The 24,801-nt window shown below is 64.0% G+C and carries 19 protein-coding genes; 10 read left to right on the top strand and 9 right to left on the bottom strand.

What is annotated here, in order from left to right; genetic code table 11:
- Nucleotides 1-15: 15 nt before the first annotated feature.
- Nucleotides 16-423: a Zn-ribbon domain-containing OB-fold protein gene (locus tag AC3WUM_RS02625; RefSeq protein WP_492408524.1), complete on the bottom strand. Its 408-nt coding sequence runs from the start codon at nucleotides 421-423 to the stop codon at nucleotides 16-18.
- A gap of 192 nt (nucleotides 424-615) precedes the next feature.
- On the opposite strand from AC3WUM_RS02625, the gene AC3WUM_RS02620 reads away from it, so the two are divergent.
- Nucleotides 616-1,383: an SDR family NAD(P)-dependent oxidoreductase gene (locus tag AC3WUM_RS02620; protein WP_492408523.1), complete on the top strand. Its 768-nt coding sequence runs from the start codon at nucleotides 616-618 to the stop codon at nucleotides 1,381-1,383.
- A gap of 41 nt (nucleotides 1,384-1,424) precedes the next feature.
- Here AC3WUM_RS02620 and AC3WUM_RS02615 read toward each other — a convergent pair whose 3' ends face one another.
- Nucleotides 1,425-3,029: a GMC family oxidoreductase gene (locus tag AC3WUM_RS02615; protein ID WP_492408522.1), complete on the bottom strand. Its 1,605-nt coding sequence runs from the start codon at nucleotides 3,027-3,029 to the stop codon at nucleotides 1,425-1,427.
- A gap of 182 nt (nucleotides 3,030-3,211) precedes the next feature.
- On the opposite strand from AC3WUM_RS02615, the gene AC3WUM_RS02610 reads away from it, so the two are divergent.
- On the top strand, nucleotides 3,212-4,705 hold the full coding sequence (locus tag AC3WUM_RS02610) for an aldehyde dehydrogenase (protein ID WP_492408945.1): 1,494 nt from the start codon (nucleotides 3,212-3,214) through the stop codon (nucleotides 4,703-4,705).
- 127 nt (nucleotides 4,706-4,832) lie between these two features.
- Nucleotides 4,833-5,594 (top strand): TetR/AcrR family transcriptional regulator, encoded by a 762-nt coding sequence (locus tag AC3WUM_RS02605; protein ID WP_492408521.1) that lies wholly within the window; start codon nucleotides 4,833-4,835, stop codon nucleotides 5,592-5,594.
- A 44-nt stretch (nucleotides 5,595-5,638) separates the two neighbouring features.
- On the opposite strand, the gene AC3WUM_RS02600 is transcribed toward AC3WUM_RS02605, so the two are convergent.
- From AC3WUM_RS02600 to AC3WUM_RS02590, 3 genes are all read right to left on the bottom strand, one after another.
- The gene (locus AC3WUM_RS02600; protein ID WP_492408520.1) at nucleotides 5,639-7,087 is read right to left on the bottom strand and encodes an aldehyde dehydrogenase family protein; all 1,449 of its coding nucleotides are present in this window, start codon (nucleotides 7,085-7,087) and stop codon (nucleotides 5,639-5,641) included.
- A gap of 57 nt (nucleotides 7,088-7,144) precedes the next feature.
- Complete coding sequence (locus tag AC3WUM_RS02595) at nucleotides 7,145-9,502, bottom strand: TonB-dependent receptor (protein ID WP_492408518.1); 2,358 nt, start codon at nucleotides 9,500-9,502, stop codon at nucleotides 7,145-7,147.
- A gap of 123 nt (nucleotides 9,503-9,625) precedes the next feature.
- Complete coding sequence (locus AC3WUM_RS02590) at nucleotides 9,626-10,024, bottom strand: EthD domain-containing protein (protein WP_492408517.1); 399 nt, start codon at nucleotides 10,022-10,024, stop codon at nucleotides 9,626-9,628.
- A 72-nt stretch (nucleotides 10,025-10,096) separates the two neighbouring features.
- On the opposite strand from AC3WUM_RS02590, the gene AC3WUM_RS02585 reads away from it, so the two are divergent.
- From AC3WUM_RS02585 to AC3WUM_RS02575, 3 genes are read left to right on the top strand one after another with little or no spacing between them, the layout of a single operon-like run.
- Nucleotides 10,097-11,116 (top strand): NADP-dependent oxidoreductase, encoded by a 1,020-nt coding sequence (locus tag AC3WUM_RS02585; RefSeq protein ID WP_492408516.1) that lies wholly within the window; start codon nucleotides 10,097-10,099, stop codon nucleotides 11,114-11,116.
- Nucleotides 11,117-11,136: 20 nt separating this feature from the next.
- Nucleotides 11,137-11,871, top strand: coding sequence for an SDR family NAD(P)-dependent oxidoreductase (locus AC3WUM_RS02580; RefSeq protein WP_492408514.1), 735 nt, complete (start codon nucleotides 11,137-11,139; stop codon nucleotides 11,869-11,871).
- Nucleotides 11,872-11,931: 60 nt separating this feature from the next.
- A complete protein-coding gene (locus AC3WUM_RS02575) occupies nucleotides 11,932-13,266 on the top strand; it encodes a spinster family MFS transporter (RefSeq protein ID WP_492408513.1) in 1,335 nt (444 codons plus the stop codon).
- A gap of 61 nt (nucleotides 13,267-13,327) precedes the next feature.
- Here AC3WUM_RS02575 and AC3WUM_RS02570 read toward each other — a convergent pair whose 3' ends face one another.
- Complete coding sequence (locus AC3WUM_RS02570) at nucleotides 13,328-14,500, bottom strand: aromatic ring-hydroxylating oxygenase subunit alpha (protein WP_492408512.1); 1,173 nt, start codon at nucleotides 14,498-14,500, stop codon at nucleotides 13,328-13,330.
- A 306-nt stretch (nucleotides 14,501-14,806) separates the two neighbouring features.
- Between AC3WUM_RS02570 and AC3WUM_RS02565 the strand changes: the two genes are divergently transcribed.
- On the top strand, nucleotides 14,807-15,664 hold the full coding sequence (locus AC3WUM_RS02565; RefSeq protein WP_492408511.1) for an enoyl-CoA hydratase-related protein: 858 nt from the start codon (nucleotides 14,807-14,809) through the stop codon (nucleotides 15,662-15,664).
- A 69-nt stretch (nucleotides 15,665-15,733) separates the two neighbouring features.
- Here AC3WUM_RS02565 and AC3WUM_RS02560 read toward each other — a convergent pair whose 3' ends face one another.
- Entirely contained in the window at nucleotides 15,734-17,158 is a 1,425-nt protein-coding gene (locus AC3WUM_RS02560) for an aldehyde dehydrogenase family protein (protein ID WP_492408510.1), read from the bottom strand.
- Between the two features lie 44 nt (nucleotides 17,159-17,202).
- Nucleotides 17,203-18,432: an acetyl-CoA C-acetyltransferase gene (locus AC3WUM_RS02555; protein WP_492408509.1), complete on the bottom strand. Its 1,230-nt coding sequence runs from the start codon at nucleotides 18,430-18,432 to the stop codon at nucleotides 17,203-17,205.
- A 224-nt stretch (nucleotides 18,433-18,656) separates the two neighbouring features.
- Between AC3WUM_RS02555 and AC3WUM_RS02550 the strand changes: the two genes are divergently transcribed.
- Entirely contained in the window at nucleotides 18,657-19,424 is a 768-nt protein-coding gene (locus AC3WUM_RS02550) for an SDR family NAD(P)-dependent oxidoreductase (RefSeq protein WP_492408507.1), read from the top strand.
- Between the two features lie 56 nt (nucleotides 19,425-19,480).
- Here the strand turns inward: AC3WUM_RS02550 and AC3WUM_RS02545 are convergent, their stop codons facing one another.
- Complete coding sequence (locus tag AC3WUM_RS02545; RefSeq protein WP_492408944.1) at nucleotides 19,481-21,028, bottom strand: acyl-CoA synthetase; 1,548 nt, start codon at nucleotides 21,026-21,028, stop codon at nucleotides 19,481-19,483.
- 607 nt (nucleotides 21,029-21,635) lie between these two features.
- On the opposite strand from AC3WUM_RS02545, the gene AC3WUM_RS02540 reads away from it, so the two are divergent.
- Together AC3WUM_RS02540 and AC3WUM_RS02535 are read left to right on the top strand one after the other, a co-directional pair.
- Nucleotides 21,636-23,252, top strand: coding sequence for a GMC family oxidoreductase (locus tag AC3WUM_RS02540; protein WP_492408506.1), 1,617 nt, complete (start codon nucleotides 21,636-21,638; stop codon nucleotides 23,250-23,252).
- A gap of 11 nt (nucleotides 23,253-23,263) precedes the next feature.
- The gene (locus AC3WUM_RS02535) at nucleotides 23,264-24,799 is read left to right on the top strand and encodes a class I adenylate-forming enzyme family protein (RefSeq protein ID WP_492408505.1); all 1,536 of its coding nucleotides are present in this window, start codon (nucleotides 23,264-23,266) and stop codon (nucleotides 24,797-24,799) included.
- Nucleotides 24,800-24,801 lie beyond the last annotated feature (2 nt).

Below are 24,801 nucleotides of genomic sequence, written 5' to 3'. Positions count from 1 at the left end.
AGCGCGGACGAGTGTTCAGCGCAAACGCCAGCGCAGCGACGGAATGCGATTGCCCGCGATCACCGTTTCGCTGATTCGGCCTTGCAGTTCGGCGCCGGTGCTCAGTCGTTCGACGTCGCCATCGAACAGACCGAGCAGACGGCGGCCTCCGGCCTGCGGCAACGCTGCAAGCACGGTGACGTAAGGCAGGCCGATATCCTCGGTTCCGGCGAAGGCGTGCCAGGTCTTCTGCCAGCTGTAGACCTGCGCCCGCAACTCGACGTCCCTCCACTCGGGATCCCAGCGACCGCAGTCGCCACAACGCCAGACCGCAGGCCAATGCCAGACGCCACAGGCGCAGTGCTGAATTTTTAGCTTTCCTTCATTCAAGGCCTGCCAATAAGGGGCATCGGCCGAAGCCGGCACAGCGGCGGCTTGACTCATTCGACTGTCTCCAATTGTTCAATTACGCGCGGCGACTGCAGCCTTCAGTTCCAACGAAGAACCACAAACAGCTGTCGATCTTCCGCGCTCTTCATCTTTCATATCGAAGCACTATAGTTTTATAGAACATTTGTTACATTAAACAAAGTTGCTTCGTACTCGACGAAGCTCATCACCATCGGAAACCAGCGCATGTCCAAGCAGAAAGTTGATTTGAGCGGACGCGTCGTCCTCGTTACCGGAGCAAGCGCCGGACTCGGCAAGCGCTTCGCCGAAGTGCTCGCAAGCGCCGGGGCCGCCGTCGTGCTGGCCGCTCGCCGCGTCGACACCATCGAAGCGCTCGCCGGGAGAATCCGAGCCGAAGGTGGGCGTGCACTCGCCATTCCACTCGATCTGCGCGATGCGGAGTCCTTTTCCACAGTCTTCGACCGTGCCGAAGCCGAGTTCGGCCGCGTCGACAGCCTCGTCAACGCCGCCGCGATTCCCGATGCGGGCTACGCGACCAAGCTTTCGCTCGACAAGATCAACGAGGTCATCGACGTCGACTTCCGCGCGCCCTTCATGCTGAGCGCCGAGCTCGCACGCCGACTCATCGATGCGCAGTCGCGCGGCTGGATCGTCAACATCTCGTCCGTCGCCGTGGTCTATTACAACTCGCGGGCCGCAGCGGCGCTCTACTCGTCGATCAAGGCCGGCATCAGCCGCATGACCGAAACGCTCGCGATCGAATGGGCGCCGTACAACATCAACGTCAACGCCATCGTGCCGGGCATGTTCACGACCGAGATGACCCGCGACTATCTCGAGCGCGCCGGAGACAAAGCCACCAACGGGTTCCCGCGCAAGCGCATGGGCCAGCCCGAGTACCTCGACAGCACCCTGCTCTACCTGCTCGATCCCGACTCGCACTTCGTCACGGGCACCTGCATCATCGCGGACGACGTGCAGACGCCGCGCTGAGCCAAGGCCTGCGAGTTTGCCTGTGGCGCTCACCATGCCGATCACTGATCCGCGATGACGAGATCGCCCGCGCGCCAGGCCATCGCCATCGCAGGACCATTGGTGTTGCCGGCTGGCATGACCGGAAAGATCGAAGTGTCGACGACACGCAGGCCGTCGACGCCCCGTACTCGCAAACGACCATCCACGACCGAGCGCTCATCACTGCCCATGCGGCAGGTGCCCGAGGCATGATAGCCACCGGCGCCGAAGCGATCGTAGGCCGAGAGAATCTGCTCGTCGGTTTCGAACTCGACGCCCGGACGGGTTTCCTCGGTCACCTTGCCGGCCAGCGGAGACTGCTGCATGTAGCGGCGTGCGTAGCGCAGTACGTCGACCATCTTGCGCCGATCGCTTTCGAGGCCGTGGTAGTCGGGCGAGATCAGCGGCAGCCGGGTCGGATCGCTCGAGATGATGCGTAGCGAGCCCGACGACTCCGGTCGCAGGATGTAGGCGCAAATCTGTACGCCACCGAGCGCTTCGACCGTGAGCTTGGAAGCACTCCAGTCGAAACTGTAGGGAGCGAGCAGGAACTGGCCATCGGGTCGATCGAGCTCGGGACGCGTTTTGAACCAGGCTCCGAGCTCGTAGGTCGCCGCAGCCATCAGCCCGTCTTTCTTCGCGTAGTAGCGCGCGACATTGCCGAGCAATCGGGCCCCGCCATGCCCCCGGTTTGTCGAATAGATTTCAGGTGTTCGCCATTGCATGACGATCGCGTGATGCTCGCGCAGATTGGAGCCGACTTCGGGGCTCTCCGCGATCAGCTTCACGCCAAGCGATTGCAGCAAGGGAGCCGAGCCGACACCGGAGCGCTGCAGAATCGCCGGCGAAGCCAGCGCGCCTGCAGCGACGATCACCTCGCGCCTGCAGCGATACTGCTGCGCCGAGCCTTCGCGGCTCGCGTCGACGCCGATCGCCCGCTTTCCCGAGAACACGAGCTTGTCGACGACGACACCGGTTTCGATATGCAGGTTCGGGCGCTGGCGGATCGGATCGATGAAGGCCCTCGCCGCGCTTTCGCGCCGGCCCTTGTAGATCGTTGACGGCGCATAGCCCACCGCTTCGCCGTTGTCGGGCTCGTTGACATCCTGCTTTCGCGGCAGGCCCATGCTGGTGCCGGCATCGATGAGCGCTTCGGTCATCGAGTCGCGCATCGTCGGCATCGAGATATGCAGCGGTCCGCTGTCGCCGCGCGTCGCCGCTGCGCCGAGTTCATGATTTTCGAGCGCCTTGTAAGCCGCCCCGATCTTGTCCCAGGCCCAGTCGGGCCCGGCCTGCCGTGCGATCTCGTCGTAGTCGGCCGGCTGTCCGCGTACATACATCATGCCGTTGATGAGACTCGATCCTCCGATCGATTTTCCACGTGTCCACTGCTCGGCACGATAGGGCTTCGATTCCGGACTCGTCTGATACGGCCAGGTGGTTTTGGGCGAGACCATCGTGAATCCGACGCCTTTCGGCATGTCGACGAATACCGACCTTCCGCTACCGCCGGCTTCGAGCAGCAACACCGAGATCTTCGGGTTCGCGCTCAGGCGATACGCCATCACGCAGCCCGCCGATCCTGCACCGACGATGATGTAGTCGTATTGATTTTTGCTGTTCACGACTCGAGCCGCTCCTCGCATTTGGTTGATTCCGACATCGGTGACGACGCCTTCCATCCGACATCTGAAATTAGTTGATACAGGTGTTTCAATAAATTATTGTCGCCCCGACATGTGCGGAGCTCGGGTCGATGTTCATTCTCTCCGCGGACGAATCTGCTCAAACACCGGAGACCATGACCATGATGATGGGCACGCCAATACTCGATGCGCTCAAGCTCGAACATCCGAAGGAACTTTTCATCGGCGGACAATGGAGGAAGCCATCGACCGCTCAACGCCTGCAGCTCATCAATCCAGCCACTGAGCAGACCTTCTTCGAAGTCGCCGAAGCCGGTGTTGAGGACATGAACTCGGCGGTGGCCGCAGCCAGAGCCGCATTCGATGAAGGCCCGTGGCCGCGTCTGAAGCCGGTGGAGCGCGCGCGATACATGCGCGAACTCGGCAAGGCGCTCGACAAGCGCATCGCCGCGCTCGACTCGGCGTGGACGCTGCAGATCGGCGTTCCGGTACAGATCTCGACGGGCGCAAGCGCAGGTGCCGGCATCCTGCTGAATTACTACGCCGATCTGGCCGAGCGCCATGCGTTCGAAGACGTGCGCAAGTCCGGCGGTTACATGAGCCAAGTCGCGGTCGTCGTGCGCGAGCCGGTCGGCGTCGTCGCTGCGATCACGCCGTGGAATGGCCCGCTGATGTCGATGATCATGAAACTCGCACCGGCGCTTGCGGCCGGCTGCACGGTGATCTGCAAGCCGTCGCCCGAAACGCCGCTCGAAGTCTTCCTGCTCGCCGAGGCGTCGCAAGAAGCCGGGTTGCCCGCTGGCGTCATCAACCTGCTGCCAGCCGGGCGCGAGGTCTCCGATCAACTGATCCGCCACGAAGGCGTCGACAAGGTGGCCTTCACGGGCTCGACGCAGGCCGGCCTGCACATCGCCTCGATCTGCGCCTCGCGCATGGCGCGCTATACGATGGAACTCGGAGGCAAATCGGCCGCGATCGTGCTCGACGATTTCGATCCAGCGCAGCTCGGCCCCGCACTCGCTCCGCTCGTCACGCAACTGTGTGGGCAGGTCTGCATCAACTACAGCCGCGTGCTGGTTCCGCGTCGCCGCTATGCGGCTTACGTCGACAGCCTGGCGTCGGCGATGGCGCAAGTCACGGTTGGCGATCCGCTCGACAAGGGCACCTACATGGGACCGCTCGCGATGAAGCGTCAGCTCGATAGCGTGCGCGGCTACATCGACCAAGGACTCGCCGAAGGCGCCAGGCTGGCCACCGGCGGCAAGCGTCCCGCGCATCTCGAAACCGGCTATTACCTGCAGCCGACGGTGTTCAGCGACGCGACCAACGACATGAAGATCGCGCAGGAGGAGATCTTCGGACCGGTCACCGCCGTGATTCCGTACGACAGCGAAGACGAGGCCGTACGCATCGCGAACCAGAGCGAGTTCGGCCTGAGTGGTGGCGTCTACACCGCAGACACCGATCGCGCGTATGCGGTCGCGCGGCGCATTCGCACCGGCCACTTTACGCAGAACGGGCGTGAGTTCGACCTGAGCAATCCGTTCGGAGGCTTCAAGAAATCCGGCTTCGGCCGCGAAGGTGGCCCGGAAGGCCTCGAGCCTTACCTCGAAACCAAGACGGTGTTCCTGCCGAGCAGGCCCTCGCACCTGTAGACACCGGCGAGCGCTTGCCGCGCGGAAGCTTCGGGCTCTGCGCGGTAAGCCCTCTGCCGAAGGGCCGAACCGGGCAAGCCGCGGCGGTATAGTTCGCTCTCGCACCCGATGGAAGCCCGCGCCGTTCATGCCCGCCCGCTCGACCAAACCCGAAGCGCCGCCCAAAGCCGCCGCCAAGCGGCCGCGCGGACGACCGCCGCTGCCCGAGGACAACGAAACCCGCGAAAGCCTGCTCAACGCGGCACAGAAGCTGTTTTCGAAGCGCAGCTTCACGCAGGTCAACGTCCGCGAGATCACCGACACGGCTGGCGTCTCGCTATCGGCGATCAACTACCACTTCGGTTCCAAGGATGAGCTCATCTACGCGCTCGCCCGAAGAACCGGGCCACAGCTCATCCGCGAGCGCGCCGAGTTGCTGCGCCAAGCCGAGGCGATCGCCGGGGACACCGAAACGAGGCTGCGCGCGATCCTCCACGCCCTGCTCGCACCGGTCATTCGCTGGTATCGCAAGCCGGACACGCAGAAGTATTTCGTTCCGTTCCAGCAGCGCGCGCGTCTCGACGGCCCTCCGCGAGTCCGTGAATTGCTGCGGCAGGACTCCGCGCATCTGCAGCCTTTCGTGCTCGCCCTGTCGCGGCTGCTGCCCGGACTTTCGACGCAGGAAATCGGCTGGCGCCTGCATTTCGTGCTCGGCATCGAACACGCGGTGCTCATGGAAGCCGATCGCCTCGCGGTGCTCAGCGGCGGACTTTCGAAGACCGAAGACGACGACACCGTCACCGCGCGCGTGATCGACTTCGTCAGCCAGGGCTTGCTCGCTCCGCCCAAGTTCGCCGCGACGGCGACAGCGCCAGCCACCGCCAAGCCCAGGCGCAAGAAAGCGCGCTGAGCGTCGCTTCCCACCTCTCGGAGCGGTCGGCACGATGGGCTGCACTAAGCCGCAGGCTTGGCGGGCGCCGCGGCGCTGCCGAGCACGGCTTTGACTTCGAGGAAGGCCTCGAAACCGAATTCGCCGTATTCGCGGCCGTTGCCCGAATGCTTGTAGCCACCGAACGGCGCCATCGGATCGGGCAAGGCGCCGTTGATGACGACCTGGCCCACACGCAGGCGCGAGGCGATGTTGTCGGCGAGCGCCGCATCGGTTCCCTGCACGTAGCCCGCGAGTCCGTACGGCGAATCGTTGGCGATGGTGACGGCTTCATCGAGATCGCGATACGCGATGATCGAAAGGACCGGCCCGAAGATCTCCTCGCGTGCGATCGTCATCTGGTTGGTCACGTTCGTGAACACCGTCGGCTTCACGTAATAACCCTTGCCCAGCGATTCCGGACGCCCGAGCCCGCCCGCGACGAGCGTCGCGCCTTCATCGATGCCTTGCTGGATCAGCGCCTGGATCTTGTCGAACTGCGCCTGCGAAACCACCGGGCCGAGGTCGACGTCGCTGGTCGGATCACCGACCTTCAGTGCGGACGCGGCGCGGCTCGCGATCGCGGACACCTCGTCTAGCCTGTCGGCCGGCACCAGCATGCGCGTCGGTGCGTTGCAGGACTGACCGGAGTTGGTGATCACGCCGCGCAGGCCAGCCGCCACGGCTTTTTCGAAGTCCGCGTCGGGCAACAGAATGTTGGCCGACTTGCCGCCGAGCTCCTGATGCACACGCTTGATCGTGACCGCCGCGTTGCGTGCCACGTCGATGCCCGCACGCGTGGAGCCCGTGAACGACACCATGTCGACATCCGCATGCGAACTCAGCGCGGCTCCGACCTCGGGTCCGCTGCCGTGAACCATGTTGAAGACGCCGGGCGGAACGCCGGCCGCTTCGAGAATTTCGGTCCAGATCGTCGCCGAGAACGGCGACATTTCCGAAGGCTTGAGCACGATGGTGCAGCCGCAGGCCAGCGCCGGTGCCGCTTTCGCGGCGATCTGGTTGATCGGCCAGTTCCACGGCGTGATCAGAGCGCAAACGCCGATCGGCTCGTGCACGATGCGCGTGCTGCCGCGGAACTCGTCGAACGGATAGGTCCTGAGCACATTGAGCGCGGTCTTCAGGTGAATCTGGCCGATCGCCGCGTGCATCTTGTCGGCGAAGCTCAGCGGAGCGCCCATCTCCTCGGTCATCACGCGCGCGAGTTCGGAGCGACGCGCCCGATACTCGGTGATGATGCGTTCGAACATCGCGATGCGCTCTTCACGCGTGGTGCGCGAGAACCTTACGAAGGCTTTTTTCGCAGCAGCCACCGCGAGATCGACATCGGCCGCCGAACCCAGGCTGATCTGGCCCGAGCGCTCTTCGGTAGCCGGATTGATGACGTCGAACGGCCGCTTCTCCGCAACCGGATCGACCCACTTTCCATCGATGAAGAACTTGTGTGATGTGCGCATTTCGGCCCTTGCATTGCGCAGAAAAAACCCGCCGCCTCGCGGCGACGGGAGTCCTGCTTAGAAGTTGATCTTGAAGCGAGCGCCGTAAACCATCGGCCGGCCGAACTGCACGAGGTTGCCCTGCACCGCCGCGAGCATGCCGGTGCCGTACTCGGTATCGGTCGCGTTGTTGGCGTAGGCGAGCACGGAGTACTGACCACTGGCCGACAACCATTCGGCGGAAAGGTCGAGCAGACCGTAGGACTTCTGCTCCGGTCCATTGTCCGCAGTCCAGAAGAACTGGCCCGAGTGGTAGTAATTCACGCCGAAGTCGATGGTGTTGTCGCCGATCGGCACGATGTAGTGCGCAGCGGCCGTTCCGGTGAACTTCGGCACGCGCGGCATGCGGTTGCCGGACACATCGAGCGCGGTCTGGTAGTTGCCCGCGCTGCTCGAAGGCAGATAGACCACCGCGCTTTCGTACTTGCGGTACTCGGCTTTTTCATAAGCCCCCGAGAGCGACAGCGTCAGGCGCTGGATCGGCATGTACTGCACTTCGAGTTCGACGCCCTTCATGCGCGCTTCGGCCGCATTGCTGAGCGCGGTGACGCCGGTGTCGATGACCGTGTTGACCTGAATGTCCTTGTAGTCGTAGTAGAACGCGCCGCCATTGATGCGCAGCACGTTCGCCGGCTGCAGCTTGAAGCCGACTTCATAGGCATTGAGTTCTTCGGGCTTGATCGGCTGGCCGCCGAAGCTCGCGATCGAGAACAGGCCGGACTTGAAGCCACGGCTCGCGGTCGCATAGAGCAGCGCGTTGCTCGCCGGCTTGTAGTTGAGCCCCGCTCGATAGCTCAGGCCGTCGAACTCTTCCTTCTGATCATTGCTCGCAACCACGTTACCGAATACGGCTTGGTCGGCCTTGGTCTTCTTGACTTCGTAGCTCTCGCGCAAGCCGCCGACCAGATCGATCTGATCGGTCAGATGGAAAGTGCCCTGCGCAAACGCGGCGTACGCCTCGGTCGATACATAGCCGTCGTAGCTGACGAAGGCCGGCGTTCTACCGTAGGCCTGATCGAGCGAGTACGCGATGTCGAGCGGAGCCCACTCGTCCTTGCTGAACTGGAAATAGGCGCCGGCCATCCAGTCGAACAGCTCGCCCTTGGCCGAAATGAACTGGAATTCCTGTGTCGCGAAGTACGGCGTCTTGGTGTGGTTGTTGTAGTAGGTCGTCGCCGGCGTCACGTTGCGCGTACCGACCGGAGCGCCGCTCGGAGTGGTCAGGCCCGTATTGTCCTGCTGCAGCGTCATCGTGTTGTCCTTCACGAAGCCGACCTGCTGCAGGAAGGTGTAGTCGATGTTGCGATAGCTCGAGATCGACTTGAACGTGTTCTCGCCGAGTTCCGCGGTCAGCGTCACGCTGCCACCCCAGGAATCGAGATCGAAGCTGTTGTCCGCATTCGAACGCGTGTGCAGATCCTTCGTCGGATACGGCGAATCGTTGAGTGCTCCGAGCGGAACGTCGCCCTTGAGCGTGCCGAAGTACGTACCGGTGGTGTTGCCCGAGTGCTGATAGTCGAGCGAGGTATCGATGGTGACCGTGTCCGAAGCCAGGATCTTGAATTTCTGGCGAATGCCCACGTAGTTGTTGACACCGACGTGGTTGCCGGTGGCATCGTCGATCAGGTAACCCTTGTCCTGATTGCGCGAGACGATGTCGATGCTCGCCGCGACCTTCTCGCTGAGCGGCCCGGTCACGAACAGGTTGGCCTCGTTGGCGCGATAGCTGTCATAGCCCAGGGTCGCGACGCCGCCGTACGTGAACTCCGGCCCACGCAGCGTCACGTTGATGACGCCGCCGGTTGCGTTGCGCCCGAACAAGGTGCCCTGCGGTCCTTTGAGCACTTCCATGTTGGCGACCGTGCCGTAAGGCAACGCGAGCGCCGCCGGGTTTCCGTAGTACACGCCGTCGATATAGGTCGCCACGGAAGGTTCGTCGCCGGGCGAGGTGTTGGTGGAGCCGACGCCGCGCAGGAAAGGCACCGCATAGCTCGAGCTCTGGCTGAACACCAGACCCGCGACAACCTTGGTCAAATCGAAGCCGCTCGTGATGCCCTGCGCTTCCAGCTGCGCAGGCGCGATCGTCGTCATCGAGATCGGCACGTCCTGCGAACGCTCCGCATGCCGCTGGGCGGTGACGATAATTTCGGCCAGGCCCTCGGGTTCCTCGCCGCCCGTGGCGGGCGCCGGCGGCAGGGCGTTCGAGACTTCGGCAGCCCCAGGCGTAGCGGTTTCGGCAGCGGGGGCTTCGGCGGGCGGCTCCTGGTTCGAAACGGATTCCGCAGCGGGAAGGGCATCCTGAGCATTCACGCTCGCGGTGCCCACGGCCATGATCGTCGAGCCCAACAGGGCTCGGGCAATGATCTCTTTCTTCATCTCTCTCCTCTCTTATTTAATTGGTTGATGAAATTTCCGGCGGAGATTAGCACGGACTTTTGCGTTGTCAATTGAAACCGGGGCGCCGATTGTCGGCCGGATTCAGGCCCTCGTCGGCAGTCCTTATTCGGCGCCGATCACCGGACTCTGCGGGCCGAAGATCTCGTGCTCTTCAGTAAAGAAAATCGAGGATTGCGCGAGGTCGATGAAGCGGCTCTCGTCCGCCAACAGCAGAGGCCCGGCTTCGGCACCGCCAGCAGCCAAGGCGGCAAGCGCCTGGGCTTCCGACTCCCACCACCCCTCCATCACGCCGTCATAGGGTTCGGCCGTGATTCCGCGAGCTTTTGCAAACGATGTCCCGAGCCGATTGCCGATGGTGTGCGATTGCACGTAGCGGCTCATTCCGGTTGCCGAGGCCAAGCGGCGCACGAGCGGCGCGTGCTGTTCCAGCCAATAGGTCTGGAACTCTTCACGGCTCATGCCCTGCCGTCGCCGAAGACAGAAAACCACCTTGATCGCCATTGAGCACCTCGCCGGGTTTCGTTATGTTAAGTGTACAATTAATTAATCTCTATAATACCCAAGGAGCGAGAGATGGCGAGCACGCAGGTTCACAACCGGCGGTGGATTCTGGCGCGCAGACCCGAAGCGACCGTTGCGCCCGGCGATCTGCAATTGATCGATACCGCGCTGCCCGAGATCGCGGAGGGTGAAATCCTGGTGCGCAATCTGTACCTGTCGCTCGACCCGACCAACCGGCTGTGGATGAGCGATCGCGATCAGTACCTGCCGCCGGTCGGCATCGGCGACGTCATGCGCGGAACCACGCTGGCTCGGGTCGAAGCAACGCGGTCGAGCCGCCATGCGGTCGGCGACATCGTGATGCCCTACTCCGGCGCCTGGGAGCAATTCGCCGCCGTGCCCGAGCGCGCGGCCAAGCGCATTCGGCCCATCGAGGGCGTGCCGCTGACCGCGTTTCTGTCGGTGCTCGGCGTGACCGGGCTCACGGCCTACTTCGGCCTGCTCGATATCGGCGAGCCCAAGGCCGGCGAAACCGTCGTCGTCACGGCGGCGGCCGGAGCGGTCGGCTCCATCGTCGGGCAGATCGCCAAGATCAAGGGCTGTCGTGTGATCGGCATCGCCGGTGGCCAGGCCAAATGCGATTGGATACGCGAGCTCGGCTTCGACGGCGCCATCGACTACAAGTCCGAAGACGTCGACGCCGCACTCGATCGACTGTGTCCCGACGGAATCGATGTCACGTTCGAGAACGTGGGCGGCCGCATCATGGATTCGGTTTATTCGCGGCTTCGCCTGCACGGTCGCATGGCCGTTTGCGGCTTGATCTCGGGCTATAACGCCGACGCGCCCTTCTCGGGCCCGACCGATTTCGGTCGCGTGCTCATGAAGCGGCTGCGCATCGAAGGCTTCATTTCGATCGACTACCTGCCGCGTGCGAGCGAAGCGTTCGAAGCGCTGGCCGGCTGGATCGCCGACGGTCGCGTGCGCTGGAAGGACCACGTGATCCCGGGCATCGAGAACGCGGCTGATGCGCTCGACCGTCTCTTCACCGGCCGTCACGACGGCAAGCTCATCGTCGGCCTCGACGCCTGAACACCGGCAGGGAGCCTCCTATGCGACTGGCAGGAAAAAACATCATCGTCGCCGGCGGAACGCGCGGCATGGGCGAAGCGCAGGTGCGCGGCATCGTCGCCGAAGGCGGGCGCGTGGTCTTCGGCGGTCGCGATGAAACCGCTGGCACGGCCATCGCGGCAGAACTCGGCGAAAACGCTTTGTTCGTGCGCCAGGACGTCGCCGACGAAAGCGACTGGAAGCGCATCGTCGACATCGCGGGCGAGCGCTTCGGCGGCATCGACGGGCTCGTCAACAACGCCGGGCTCGCACTCACCGCGAGCCTCGCCAAGCTCGACATGGACGATGTTCATCGCATGATCGGGGTCAATCAGATCAGCGTGATGCTCGGGCTCAAGCACGTCATGAAGCCGATGCGCGATCGCGGCGGCGGATCAGTCATCAACGTCGGCTCCGCGACCGCGCTGCGTGCGCACGCCGGCACCGTGGCCTATGCCGGAACCAAGGCCGCGGTCGTGGGCATGAGTCTTTCGGCTGCCGCGGAACTTGCGCCGTCGCGCATTCGCGTCAACGTGCTGCATCCGGGGTTCTTCGATACGCGACTGCTCGAGGAATCCTCTCGCGGACACGGGAAAAGGCTCGGTATCGAACGCACGCCGCTGGGCCGCATCGCCCAGCCACAAGAAATCGTCGGGGCCGCGATCTTCCTGCTCTCGGACGAGAGCGCGTTCGTCACCGGAGCGCAACTGACCGTCGACGGCGGACTGACGCTTTGAGCCCATGAAGCGAGCGCAATGAACGCTCGCGATTCATCAAACACTCGAGGAGAAGAATCCATGGAGAAATCCATGTTGCAGGCCGACATCGCCACGAGCGGTGCGCCGAGCGGCGGCGGCTATCGCTGGCACGTGCTCGGCGTGATGTTCCTGGCTACTTTGCTCGCTTATCTCGACCGACAGGTCATGAGCGTGCTCGTCGTGCCGATGCAGCAAAGCCTGGCGATCTCCGATGTGAGCACGAGCCTGCTGCTGGGTCCGGCCTTCATGGTGCTCTATGCGGCCGCCGGCATTCCGATGGGCTATCTGGCCGATCGCTACAGCCGCCGCAATCTGCTCGCAGCAGGCATCACCATCTGGAGCCTGGCGACGATCGCCGGTGGTTACGCCGACTCGTACGAGCTCCTGATCTTCACACGCGCCATGGTCGGGCTCGGCGAGGCCTGCGTGATTCCAACCGTGTTCTCGCTCGTCGCGGATTACTTCAGGCCCGAGATGCGCGGACGCGCGAACTCGATCGTGTCGCTGGGCTTCCCACTTGGATCGAGCCTGGCCCTGTTCGGTGGCGGATTCATTCTGCGCTCGCTCGGCGAAGGTGCCGGCGGACGCGCCGCCTGGCAGATCGTGCTGATCGTATTCGGCGTGCTCGGGCTGCTGATCGCGGCGCTCACGCTGAGCGTGCGCGAACCGGCTCGCACGATCGCAACGAGCAACGCGCCCCGATCAGGATCGGCGCTGACATCGACCGGATTTCTCTCGCACCTGCGGCGCCATCGCTGGGCCCTGTTGCTCGTGCTCACGCCTTACGTGTTGCTGGCCTACATGCAGAACGCGCTGATCGCCTGGATTCCGACCTTGCTCGCACGCCGTTACGGACTTGCCGCGGCCGACGCGGGCATCTTGTACGGCAGCATCACGCTGACCACGGTTCCGCTTTCGATCCTGCTGGGGGGCGTGCTCGCGGATCGGCTCGCGATCAAGCGGCCCGACGGACGCTTCGTGCTCATGGGCCTCGTCGCGCCGTGGTTCTTCCCAGGCGTGCTCGCGCTGACGAGCGGGCATTCGGTCGCATTGGCCGGCCTCGGCCTCGTATTGATCTGCGTAGTCGGCGGCATCGTCTCCACCACCGTCTACGCGGCGGTGCAGGAGATCACGCCGATGCGCCTGCGCGGTCAGACGCTCGCGCTGTACGCGCTGTCGGCGAACCTGATCGGACTCGCGATCGGCCCGCTGATCACCGCCTTCATCACCGACGACTGGTTCGGCGACAAGGACATGCTGCATCTATCGATGCTGATCGCGACCGCTCCGGCCTGGATCGTCACCCTGCTCTGCGCCTGGTTCGGCCTTTCGCACTATCGCGGCCTGCGCCAGCTGGCCAGTTCATCCGTTTGAGCGCAGAAAAAGAGCGGCAGCCGCGTCGATCGGCCGCCGCTCCGGTGTGCCGAATATCTGCTCAGGCGCCGACGTAATCGTCGATGTTGCGATGGAACGGGTCGATCGCCTCTTCGAGCCCGCCGTAGTAAACCTCGTCGATGAGCCCCGGAGCGAGCGCCTCCTGCTGCAGGATCGCGGCACGAAAATCCTCGCCACCGAAGACCTCGTTCGCGAGCTTCCACGAACGTGAATAGATCTCCTCCGCCTTCGGACTGTCCGGCGCCGATTTCACCAGCATGTAGTACTCGACGATGGTACGGTTGTGAGCGCGCGGCATCAGGATCATCACGCTCATGTAGTACGGGCTCGTGATGAAAATCGCGTTCGGGAAAATCTGATACGCGTGCGTGATGTGCCGATGCAGCTGGTCGACGCCCGACTCGAGCACCGCCGGATCGAAGTTGACCTTGCCCGAAGTCTGCCGAATGTGGCGACCGAGCATGCCGATGATGGTCGGGTCGTCACGAAACAGCTTGGCGATCGAATTCGCATGCAGGCGCTGCACGTGATAGCCCTCGAGGAAAGGCTCATAGACGAGCTTCCAGTTGGCCGGCAAGTCGTAGCTGCGATGCGCGTAGAGATGCATCTTGTGCAGGCCGAGCGCTTCGAGATCCGCCGCGAGCTCACTCGTGCCGGCGACGAGCGGCGCTTCCGCGTTCGGCTTCAATCCTGCCCAGATGAATCCGCCGCCTTCGTGACTCGGCAACTCGACCAGGCCGAGATTCTTTTTGTCTAGCGAGGGGAACGTGTCGTGGCGGGCGATGCCGACCAGCTTGCCGTCGAGCGCATACGACCAAGCATGATACGGACACGAGATGCGCCCGCCTTTGACCACATCGCAGTTCTCTCGCAACTTGGAACCCCGATGGCGGCAGGCATTCAGAAACACATGTGCCTTGCCGTCGCGGTCGCGCGTCACCAGCAAGGGCAAGCCGTAGCCATCGGTCGCCGTCACCATGTTGGGCTCGGGCAGCTGAGCCGAGACCGTGATCGGCACGGCGATCTTGCCGAACAACTTTTCCTGCTCGAGCTTGAAACGGTCCTCGCTCGTATAGATCGAGGCCGGGCGCTGCGTGACCATCGTCGGAACCGGCGTCTCGCTCGAAGGCCGCAGCCCGCGAATCGCAGCCCACTGACTGTCGGTGAGTTCGTTCGCGGCGGGGGACTCGGGCGCCATGGCAGGGGTGGGCATGATGTTCTCCTCTGAAGGTGATGGAGCGCCGAGCCGCGGGTTGTCGGGAATCCGAAAGCGCAACGACGGGGCGAGACCAATATTTAGTTGATTGCTTAATTTACTTATCTGGGAATAATCCGTAAATATCCTAGATGCAGCGCGCGCGTCCTTTCCGCTCGACGGTCCATCTTGAATCGGTGCACGGCAAGTCGAAGGCCTGCTGCTACCGCAATACAGATATTGCTTTCTGTAACGCATACTTGCGGGACGGCTCGTGACCCACGCCGATTCGGCAGAATCCATCGCGCCGCCACGAGGAGAAACGTGACTTACGAAACTCTATTGGTAACCCGGGAAAACGGCGTGGCGACGATCACGCTGAATCGCCCGAAGGTCTACAACGCGATCAGCGTGCCGATGCTGCAGGAGCTGCTGCAGGCGCTAGCCTCGATCGAGCACGACGAGACGGTTCGCGCCGTTCTGTTGACCGGCAGCGGACGCGCGTTTTCGAGTGGCGGCGATCTGGCCGGGCCGCTCGATCCCGAGGTCGAGGGGCCGGCAGCCATTCCGTCGCTGCCGCAAGCCCAGCGCGATGCCGTGCTGGCACGCATCGGCAACCGGATTCGCGACTCGCTGATCGCCCACCACAACCGTGTCGCCCTGCGCCTGCACGGCTTTCCGAAGCCGCTGGTGTGCGCGGTCAACGGCGTTGCCGCCGGCGGCGGCGTCGGGCTCGCCTTGAGCTGCGATATCGTCGTCGCGGCGCGCTCGGCGAAGCTGCTGCAAGTGTTCACCCCGCAGCTCGCCTTCGTTCCCGATTTCGGCTGCAGCTGGCATCTCACACGCCTGCTCGGCACGGGACGTGCAGCCGCCCTGGCCTTGCTTGGCGAGCCCTGGTCCGCCGAGGACGCTGCTCGTCATGGCTTGATCTGGAAAGTCTTCGAAGACGACGAGCTTGCAAGCGGCGCGCTCGACATCGCACGGCGCATCGCGGCAAACGCGGCGCTCGCGAACCAGCTGACCAAACGCGCGCTGCAGCAAGCGCAATTCAACACGCTGGAACAACAACTCGCGCTAGAGGCCGAACTTCAAGGACGCTGCGCCGGAACGCTGGCTTTCATCGAAGGCATCGTCGCGTTTCAAGAAAAGCGCAAACCACAGTTTCACGACGCTACCGGCTGAAGAAACTCACTGCAAACGAAAAGGCCCGGAAAACCGGGCCTTTTCGCGTTCCCGGTGAGTCCGCCGCAATCAAGTCTTGCGTATCGAGATCGTCTGCGTGACCGTGTATTCGAGCAGGCCGTCGAGGCTGTTCTCGACACCGAGCCCGGATTGCTTGTGGCCGGCCAGAGGCACGTGCGGCGAAAGCGCGTGAATCTGATTGACCCAGACCGTGCCCGCCTGCAAACGCTCCGCGATCGCCTGGCCTTGCACGTAGTCCTTGGTCCAGACCGAAGCGCCGAGGCCGTACTCGCTGTCGTTCGCGCGTGCCACCGCTTCATCGACGGTCTTGAATTTGAGCAGCGGCAGAATCGGACCGAAGGGCTCTTCGCGCACGATGCGCGAATCGTCCGGCGGATTGTCGATCAGCGTGACCGGGAAGAAAAAGCCCTTGCCTTCCGGCAGCTCGCCGCCGAGCAGGATGCGATAGTCATTGCGCTTGCAGTCGTCGAGCAGGTTACGCAGGCGATCGTATTGCACGCGGTTCTGGATCGGTCCGAGCTGCGTGCCTTCGGCCAAACCGTCGCCGAGCTTCACGGCCTTGCCGATCTTGACGAACTCGGCCGCGAGCCTGTCGTAGATGTCCTCATGCACATACAGGCGCTTGATCGCGAGGCAGAACTGCGAGCTGTTCGAGAACGAGCCCCAGAACAGCAGCGGCGCGATCTTCTCGACATTGACGTCCGGCATGACGATGGCGGCATCGTTGCCACCGAGTTCGAGCGTGAGTCGCTTGAGATTGCGAGAGGCGCTTTCCATGACCCTGCGGCCGGTCGGCGTCGAGCCCGTGAAGCTGATCTTGTCGATACCCGGATGCGACGACATCCACGGCCCCAGTGAATCGCCGCCGCTGATCACGTTGAACACGCCGGGCGGCAGCACGTCACGCAGAATCTCGCCGACCTTGAGCGTGGTCAGCGGAGTGAACGGCGAGGGCTTGAGCACGAGCGTATTGCCCGCGAGCAAGGCTGGTGCGATTTTCCAGGTCGCCAGCGTGAGCGGGAAATTCCACGGCACGATGCCGCCGACGACACCGACCGGCACGTGGCGCACCTGCACGAGCGTCTTTTCGGTGTCTTCGAGCGTGGTGACGGGCGGCGCCATCTTCGCGAATTCGGAAAGCCACCAGGCAGAAGCCTTGATCTCGCTCTGCGCCGCAACCAGCGGCTTGCCCTGCTCGCGCGTGAGCAGCTTCGCGAGGCCTTCGGCGTTCGCCATGAACGCGGCTGCAATCGCAGCAACGGCTTTCTGGCGCTTCTCGATCGGTGTCGCCGACCATGCCGGGAACGCGGCGCGCGCAGCGGCAACCGCTTCGTCGAGCTGCTGCTGCGTCGCATCGGGCGGCGTGGCGATGAGCTCTTCGGTCGCCGGGTTCACGACCTTGATCGTCGACGGACTCGTGACCGGGCGACCGCCGATGGTCATCGTGAAATCGGCGCTGAAGTCGATGCTCATGTGGTTCTCCGTTCGGCAATCGTTACAGACAGACGCATTGTCACTCAGAATCGCTCGATGATCGCGGCCGGCGCCATGCCGCCGGCGGCGCACATGGTGACCAGGCCGGTCGCCAGATCGCGGCGCTCGAGCTCGTCGAGCAGCATGCCGAGGATGATCGCGCCGGTGGCGCCGATCGGATGGCCGAGCGCCATCGCGCCGCCGTTGACGTTGAGCTTCGCCGGATCGACGTCGAGATCGCGCATGTACTTGATCGGCACCACGGCGAAGGCTTCGTTGACTTCGAACAGGTCGATGTCTCGGATCGACATGCCGGCCATCTGCAACACTTTCTTGGTCGCCGGCACCGGCGCGTTGAGCATCAGCGTCGGGTCGTCGCCGATGGAGGTCAGCGCCTTGATGCGTGCGCGCGGCTTGAGCCCGTGCGCCTTGGCGTATTCGGGCGAAGCGACGACGACCGCGCCGGCTCCATCGACCACGCCCGAGCTGTTGCCCGCATGGTGGATGTGCTTGATCTTCACGTCCGGGAACTTCTGCCGCACGAGCTTCGAATACGTGGTGCCCTGCTCATCGAGCTCGCGCTCGTAGAGCGCCGCGAACGCCGGCTTGAGCTGGGCCAGGCCTTCGAGCGTGGTCTGCGGGCGCGGGAATTCTTCGTGATCGAGCGCGAGCGTGCCGTCGTCCTTGTAGACCGGGATCAGGCTCTTGTCGAAGCGGCCTTCCTTGATCGCGACGTCCGCACGGCGCTGGCTTTCGAGCGCGAGTCGTTCGGTCTCTTCGCGCGTGATGCCTTCGAGCGTGGCGATCAGGTCGCCGCAGACGCCCTGGTGCGGCTGTGGAACCGCCTTGCGCAGGTGTTCGTTGCCCGAGTCCATGAACAGCAGCGGCGGCAGCGTGAAGGCGTGCGACATCGATTCGACGCCGCCGGCGACGACGAGGTTCTGCATGCCCGACATCACGCCCATCGCGGCCATGTTGACCGAGGTCAGGCCCGAGCCGCAGAAGCGGTCGAGCGAGACGCCCGGGGCGAGGAAGTCGTAGCCGGCGTCGAGCGCCGACATGCGCGCGATGCACGAGGCCTGCTTGCCGGCCTGGGTGCCGCAACCGGCGATGACGTCGTCGACTTCGGCGGTGTCGAGGTGGTTGCGCTGTGCCAGCGCCTTCAGCACGGTCGAGAGCAGGCGCTGCGGATGCACGTCTGCGAGCGCGCCCTTGCCGATCTTGCCGACGCCGCGCGGCGTCCGGGCCGCATCGATGATCCATGCCTCACGCATAAGCCAGCCTCTTCAGGGTGTTCCGGGAAGGGTTCGAGTATTCCATGCGGGCCGCGCGTGAACACTGACCGCAACCGACAGCCGGGTAGACCCCAGCAGACTTTCCGACCCGCCGGATTGTCATTTGCGGTCAACCGATGCGCTCGCTTCGATCATTGCCCGCAGCGATGGCGCTACCCAGACTCGCGATATTTCCCCACCAGCCAACGGAATCCGGCAACGACATGAAAATCGAAAACAGCGTAGCGATCATCACCGGCGGTGCTTCCGGCCTCGGCAAAGCCACGGTCGAGAAGTTCGCGGCCCTTGGCGCGAAGGTGGCCATCCTCGACATGAACGAGGAAGCCGGCCAGGCGCTCGTCGAGCAGCTCGGTGCCGACACGGCGCTGTTCGTGAAGGTCAACGTTTCCGACGAAGCCTCGGTGCAGAACGCGATCGCGCAGACGATGCAGAAGTTCGGCGCGATTCACGTCTGCGTGAACTGCGCGGGCATCGGCAATGCGTTCAAGACCGTCGGAAAGAATGGTCCGTTTCCGCTCGCCGAGTTCAACAAGATCATTCAGGTGAACCTGGTCGGCACCTTCAACGTGACGCGCCTGGCGGCCGAGCAGATGGCGAAGAACGTGCCGGTGGAGGCCGAGCGTGGTGTGATCGTCAACATCGCGTCGGTCGCGGCCTTCGAGGGCCAGATGGGCCAGGCCGCGTACACGGCTTCGAAGGCCGGCATCGTCGGCATGACCTTGCCGATCGCGCGCGACCTCGCCTCGCTCGGCATTCGCTGCAACACGATCGCACCGGGCCTCATCCACACGCCGCTGTTCAACGGCTCGCCGCAGAACGTCATCGATGCGCTGTCCGCCCAGGTGCTCAACCCGCAGCGTCTCGGTCGCCCGGACGAGATCGCGCACATGACCGTCGCGATCGTCGAGAACGCCTACGTCAACGGCGAGACCATTCGCGTCGACGGCGGCATTCGCATGCAGGCGAAGTAGGCCGCGGCACGCTTTGCAGATGGCCCGCGCATGCGGGCCTTCTGTTTACTTTCTGTTCACGGGGCATCACTCGGCCGCCGAGCTTCGCGCAGCTGATACTTCAGAATCTTTCCAGCACCCGAGAGCGGCAGTTCCTCGCGAAATTCGATGCTGCGCGGAGTCTTGTAAGCCGCGATGAGCGTCTTGCAGTGGACGATCAATTCGGCCTCGCCGACGGTGGCGCCCGGCCGGCGCACGACGACAGCGTGCACGCGCTCGCCCCAGACCGCGTCAGGCAACCCGACCACCGCCGCCATTGCGACATCCGGATTCTGCAGCAGCGCATTCTCGACTTCGTTCGAATACACGTTCTCGCCGCCGGTGATGATCATGTCCTTGATGCGATCGACCACGAACAGAAAGCCGTCCGCATCGAGATAGCCGGCATCTCCGCTGTGCAGCCAGCCGTCGCGCAGGGCGGCCGCGGTCTGCTCGGGCTTGCCCCAGTAACCGCGCATGACCGTCGGACCGCGCACGCAAATTTCACCGACTTGTCCAGGCTCCATCTCGGCGCCGGACTCGTCGACGATGCGAATCTCGGCCGTCGCGAGCGGACGTCCGGCCGAAGCGCGCTTGCCCGCGGCCTCGCCTTCGAGCACGTGATAGGCGCCCGGCAGCATCGTCACCACGGGCGAGGCCTCGGTTTGCCCGTAGGCTTGCACGAAGCGCGTCTCCGGCAACTGGCGCAAGGCCTTTTCGAGCAGCGTCGCGTCGATCGGAGCCGCGCCGTAGATCAGCGTATCGAGACTCGACAAGTCATGCTCCGCAAAATGCGGATCGTCGAGCAGCCTGGCGATCATCGTCGGCACCAGAAAGCTTTCGCCGACCTTCTCGCGCTCGATGAGCTCCAAGGCGCGTTGCGCATCGAAGCTCGGCAGCAGCACGTGACGCGACAGGCGCAGGGCGAGCTGCAGTACGAAGCAGAATCCGCCGACGTGAAACAGCGGCGCGACATGCAAAGCCGTCGTACGGCTCGCGCGCGGAGCCGCGGCCAGCGCGGCCAGGGCATCGCACGCAAGGTTCGCGTGACTCAGCATCACGCCCTTGGACTTTCCCGTCGTGCCGCCGGTGTAGAGCACGGCGGCCAGATCATCGCCATTTCGGCCTGCATCCTCGACACGGACCGCTTCCGCGACGAGCGTCTCGTAACTCAGCATTCCATCCGGCGCCGGACCTTCACCGACATGGATCAGCGTCTGCAGGCTGGTCGAGCGCTTGCGCAACTCAGGCACCATCGGAGCGAAGGCATCATCCACGAGCAACACTTGCGTATCGCAATCGTCAAGCGAGTACGCGATCTCGGCAGCGCTCCAGCGAATATTGATCGGATTGACCACCGCTCCAGCCCAGAGCGTCCCGAACAGATACTCCAGGTAGCGATCGGAGTTGAGGCTCAACATGCCGATGCGGTCGCCCGTCGCGACACCGAGACTCTGCAGGCCACCGGCGAAGCCTGCGGTCCGATCGACGAACTCAGCGTAGCTGCGTCGACGATCGCCGTAGACCGTCGCGATCGCATCCGGACATTCGCGCAGCGCCTTGTGCAGCGAGAGCGTCAGTCGCATGAGCTCAGGCCGCCAGACGCGCGCCACTTTGCGCCGCTGCGCGCCGAGCGCGCCGCGCAGTGCCACACCCGGGGGCCTCGGCGATCACGCCGCGCTCGAAATGGATCCGAACGCGCGACCGTTGTACGCCCCGACCACTCAGCTGCCACATGGAATCTCCTCGCCATCCGTGATGGCCTCCGACTCCACCCGCTCAGGTCACCGGCCGGGCAGAGCGTTCGCTTTCGGGCTTATACGCTACATCGACCCCATTATGTATCAGCCTGCTCATAGGCTGTGAATCGGGTGCTATCGCAGTCGGGCCTGCCTTCGGAACTGCGATCGAAGCCCGGACAAGACGGGCGGAATCAGCGCTCTTTCGATCGAGGTTGATCCCGGCCGACGGCCTGCGATACAGTCGATCGAACTGATACATATTTCGGTATTTGTTTCATTGACGAAAAGCGCACCGATCGCATCGATGCCGCTGCGGGACCGATCACCGACACGAACCCGGCATCAGACCGGACTGGAGCGAGAACTTGAAGCACCTCCCAGCCCTCCGGGCGACTTCCGCACAGACGTCGCTTCCACGCCGCCGATCTTCCGCGGTCATTGCGAGCCGCGCGTGAACCAAGCCAGCGACTACATCGTCGTCGGCGCCGGCAGTGCAGGCGCCGTGCTCGCGGGACGGCTCAGTGAAGATCCGGCCGTTTCGGTCACGCTGGTCGAAGCCGGCGGTGAAGCGAATTCGCTACTCGTGCAGCTGCCGGTGGGATTCGCGCGGCTGGTCAATCACGCGAGTTTCGACTGGCGCTATCTGCAGGAACCGGATTCCTCGATCAACGGCCGCCGCTTCGTCTGGTCGGCCGGCAAGTTGCTCGGTGGCGGCAGTTCGATCAACGGGCAGGTCTACATTCGCGGCACTCGCGGCGATTACGATCACTGGGTCGCACAGGGCGCCAAGGGCTGGAGCTTCGACGAGGTACTGCCCTATTTCATGAAGTCCGAAGACTGGTCCGGCCCCACGCATGCGGTGCATGGCCGCGGCGGCCCTTTGTCGACGGCACCGATGCAGGATTTCCATCCGCTTTGCCGCAGCTTTCTCGACGCCTGCAGCGAGTACGGCCTGCCGATCCTCGACGACTATCACGGCGGCGACATGGAAGGCGCCTACCTGACTTCGGCTTCGCAACGAAACGGCTGGCGCTGCAGCACCGAAAAAGCCTTCCTGCGGCCGGCACGCAAGCGCCCGAACCTGCGCGTGATCACGCATGCGGAAGTCGAATCGATCCGATTCGATGGGCGGCGCGCGATCGGCGTCACCGTCAACACTCGCGAAGGCAAGCAGCAGCTCAATGCGCGGCGCGAAATCATCGTCAGCGCCGGCACCGTCGGCAGCAGTGCGCTGCTGCTGCGTTCGGGCATCGGTCCTGGCGCGCACCTGCAATCGGTCGGCGTGAACGTGGTCGCCGATCTGCCTGGCGTCGGCCGCAACCTGCAGGAGCATCCGGGGGTCGGCCAGAACCGCTTCGTCAATCAGCCCACTCTGAATTCGCAAGTCGGCGCCCTCGACATGCTCAAGCACCTGATCGCGTTCGCCAACGGCAAGAAAGGGCCGCTCGGAGCGCCTGCGGTGCAGGCCATGGGCCTCGCACGCACGCGTCCCGAACTCGCCGAGCCCGACGTGCAGCTGCATTTCCTGCCGCTGGCCTACGACATCCAGGCCGACACCGTATCGACCGCGAGCGCACTGATGCCCAAGGAGCCGACCATCACCATCAACGCGACGATCTGCCATCCGCAAAGCCGCGGTCGCGTCGAACTCGACGACCGGCGCAAACCCAAGATCCTGCATCGATTCTTCGACGACGAGCGCGACATCCAAACGCTGGTCGGCGGACAACGCTTGATCGAGAAGCTGTTCGCGATGCCCTCGCTGAGCCGCATCGTCAGCGGCCATCGCGCACCGGCCCAGCCCATCGTGGACGAGGCCGAGTGGATCGATTACGTGCGCAACAAGGCGGCGCCGGCGTATCACCCGGTCGGCACCTGCCGCATGGGCATCGATGCGATGGCGGTCACCGATCCGGCTACGCTCAAGGTGCATGGCCTCGAGGGCCTGCGCGTGATCGATGCTTCGGTGATTCCGAGCCTCACGAGCGGCAATACCAATGCGCCGACGATCATGATCGGCGAGCGCGGCGCCGAGATGATTCGAGCCGACATTCGCAAGGCGTCCTGAGGATTTACGACATGCATTTTTCCCGCATTCTCGATTTCTGGTTCCGTCGCAACGGCGACAAGCTCGCGCTGAGCTGCGAGAACGACAGGCTGACCTGGGCCGAACTCGATCGCGCTTCGGCCTCGCTCGCCGCCTGGCTGCAGCAGGCCGGGCTCAAGCCCGGCGATCGCTTCGGCTGCCTGATGACCAACAACCTGCCCTGGTGCGTCGGCTACGTGGCCTCGCTGCGACTCGGCACGATCTTCGTTCCGTTGAACGCGATGTTCGGCAGCTTCGAATTGCGGCAGATCGAAGGCGACGCCGACTGCGCGATGATCCTCTCGACGCCCGCGCAAATCACCAAGCTCGGCGCCAGCGACGATCATCGCAATGCAGATGAACCACGCCTCTACGATCGTCGCAATCGCAGCGCGCCGACGAGCTACGCCGACATCATCGCCACGCCGCGCGAATTCCGGAGCGCCGATCTGTCCGACGAGGATGTGATGGCGATCTGCTATACGTCCGGCACGACCGGCGTGCCCAAGGGCGCGGCGCTCACGCATCGCAACATCGATGCGGCGATGCAGGGGCTGATCCTGTGCTTCGGCCTGCGCGGCGGCGAAGAGCGCTCGCTGATCCTCGCACCGCTCGGCTTCACGGGCGGCGTGATCTCCGCCTTGACGCCGATACTGATGGTCGGCGGCTCGGCCTGGATCGAAAAGAGCGTCGATCCGAATCGGGCGCTCCGATTGCTCGTCGAGCATCGCATCACCATCTTCGGCGGCGTGCCCGCATTGTGGGAGCGCGTGGCGCTCGCGCCGGGTTTCGCCGAGGCCGATCTCTCCGCGATCAACGCAGCGTTCACGGGCGGCGCTCCGGTGCCGAAGCCGCTGCTCGACACCTTTCTCGCCAAAGGCGTGTGCATTCGCCAGCAATACGGTTTCACCGAAGGCGGCGGTGGCGTCTCGGCGCCCGACAAAGCCGCGGCGGTCACGCGACCGACCGCCTTCGGGTTCCCGCTTCCGGGCATCGAACTGGTGATTCGCAATGAGCAGCAGCAGCGTGTCGCCGTCGGTGAAGTCGGCGAGGTGCAGGCACGCGGTCCGCAGCTCATGCAAGGCTATTGGAAGCGCCCCGAGGCGACGGCCGATTCCTTCATCGGCGAGTGGTACAAGACCGGCGATCTGGCGACTTACGACGAGCACGGAGCGATCGTCATCGTCGATCGCAAGAAGAACATGCTGATCTCGGGCGGCGTGAACATTTATCCCGCCGAAGTCGAGCGCGCGATGTCCTCGATCAAGGGCATCGCCGAGATCGTCGTGCTCGGCATCGAAAGCGAGAAGTGGGGGCAGGAAGTGGCGGCGGTGATCTACGCACCGACGCTCAGCGATGTCGATTCGATTATGTCGCAGGCTCGCGCCCTGCTCGGCAGCTACAAGGCGCCGAAGCACATCCGGCTGAGCGCGGAGCCACTGCCGAAAACGGCATCGAACAAGATCGCCCGCACCGGTCTGGTCGAGCTGTTCGAGCGCGTCTCGAAAGCCTCGGCGCAGGCTGCTTGAAG

The organism is Hydrocarboniphaga sp. FW305-C-57, from assembly GCF_058783045.1.
Note: the sequence above shows the minus strand (reverse complement) of the source record. Positions and strands in the feature narration are given on the sequence as shown.

Excerpts from the sequence above, each read along its gene's own strand:
- AC3WUM_RS02625 (WP_492408524.1), bottom strand. The coding sequence starts at position 423 with ATGAGTCAAGCCGCCGCTGTGCCGGCTTCGGCCGATGCCCCTTATTGG.
- AC3WUM_RS02620 (WP_492408523.1), top strand. The coding sequence starts at position 616 with ATGTCCAAGCAGAAAGTTGATTTGAGCGGACGCGTCGTCCTCGTTACC.
- AC3WUM_RS02610 (WP_492408945.1), top strand. The coding sequence starts at position 3,212 with ATGATGATGGGCACGCCAATACTCGATGCGCTCAAGCTCGAACATCCG.
- AC3WUM_RS02605 (WP_492408521.1), top strand. The coding sequence starts at position 4,833 with ATGCCCGCCCGCTCGACCAAACCCGAAGCGCCGCCCAAAGCCGCCGCC.
- AC3WUM_RS02600 (WP_492408520.1), bottom strand. The coding sequence starts at position 7,087 with ATGCGCACATCACACAAGTTCTTCATCGATGGAAAGTGGGTCGATCCG.
- AC3WUM_RS02595 (WP_492408518.1), bottom strand. The coding sequence starts at position 9,502 with ATGAAGAAAGAGATCATTGCCCGAGCCCTGTTGGGCTCGACGATCATG.
- AC3WUM_RS02590 (WP_492408517.1), bottom strand. The coding sequence starts at position 10,024 with ATGGCGATCAAGGTGGTTTTCTGTCTTCGGCGACGGCAGGGCATGAGC.
- AC3WUM_RS02585 (WP_492408516.1), top strand. The coding sequence starts at position 10,097 with ATGGCGAGCACGCAGGTTCACAACCGGCGGTGGATTCTGGCGCGCAGA.
- AC3WUM_RS02580 (WP_492408514.1), top strand. The coding sequence starts at position 11,137 with ATGCGACTGGCAGGAAAAAACATCATCGTCGCCGGCGGAACGCGCGGC.
- AC3WUM_RS02575 (WP_492408513.1), top strand. The coding sequence starts at position 11,932 with ATGGAGAAATCCATGTTGCAGGCCGACATCGCCACGAGCGGTGCGCCG.
- AC3WUM_RS02570 (WP_492408512.1), bottom strand. The coding sequence starts at position 14,500 with ATGCCCACCCCTGCCATGGCGCCCGAGTCCCCCGCCGCGAACGAACTC.
- AC3WUM_RS02560 (WP_492408510.1), bottom strand. The coding sequence starts at position 17,158 with ATGAGCATCGACTTCAGCGCCGATTTCACGATGACCATCGGCGGTCGC.
- AC3WUM_RS02555 (WP_492408509.1), bottom strand. The coding sequence starts at position 18,432 with ATGCGTGAGGCATGGATCATCGATGCGGCCCGGACGCCGCGCGGCGTC.
- AC3WUM_RS02550 (WP_492408507.1), top strand. The coding sequence starts at position 18,657 with ATGAAAATCGAAAACAGCGTAGCGATCATCACCGGCGGTGCTTCCGGC.
- AC3WUM_RS02545 (WP_492408944.1), bottom strand. The coding sequence starts at position 21,028 with ATGCGACTGACGCTCTCGCTGCACAAGGCGCTGCGCGAATGTCCGGAT.
- AC3WUM_RS02535 (WP_492408505.1), top strand. The coding sequence starts at position 23,264 with ATGCATTTTTCCCGCATTCTCGATTTCTGGTTCCGTCGCAACGGCGAC.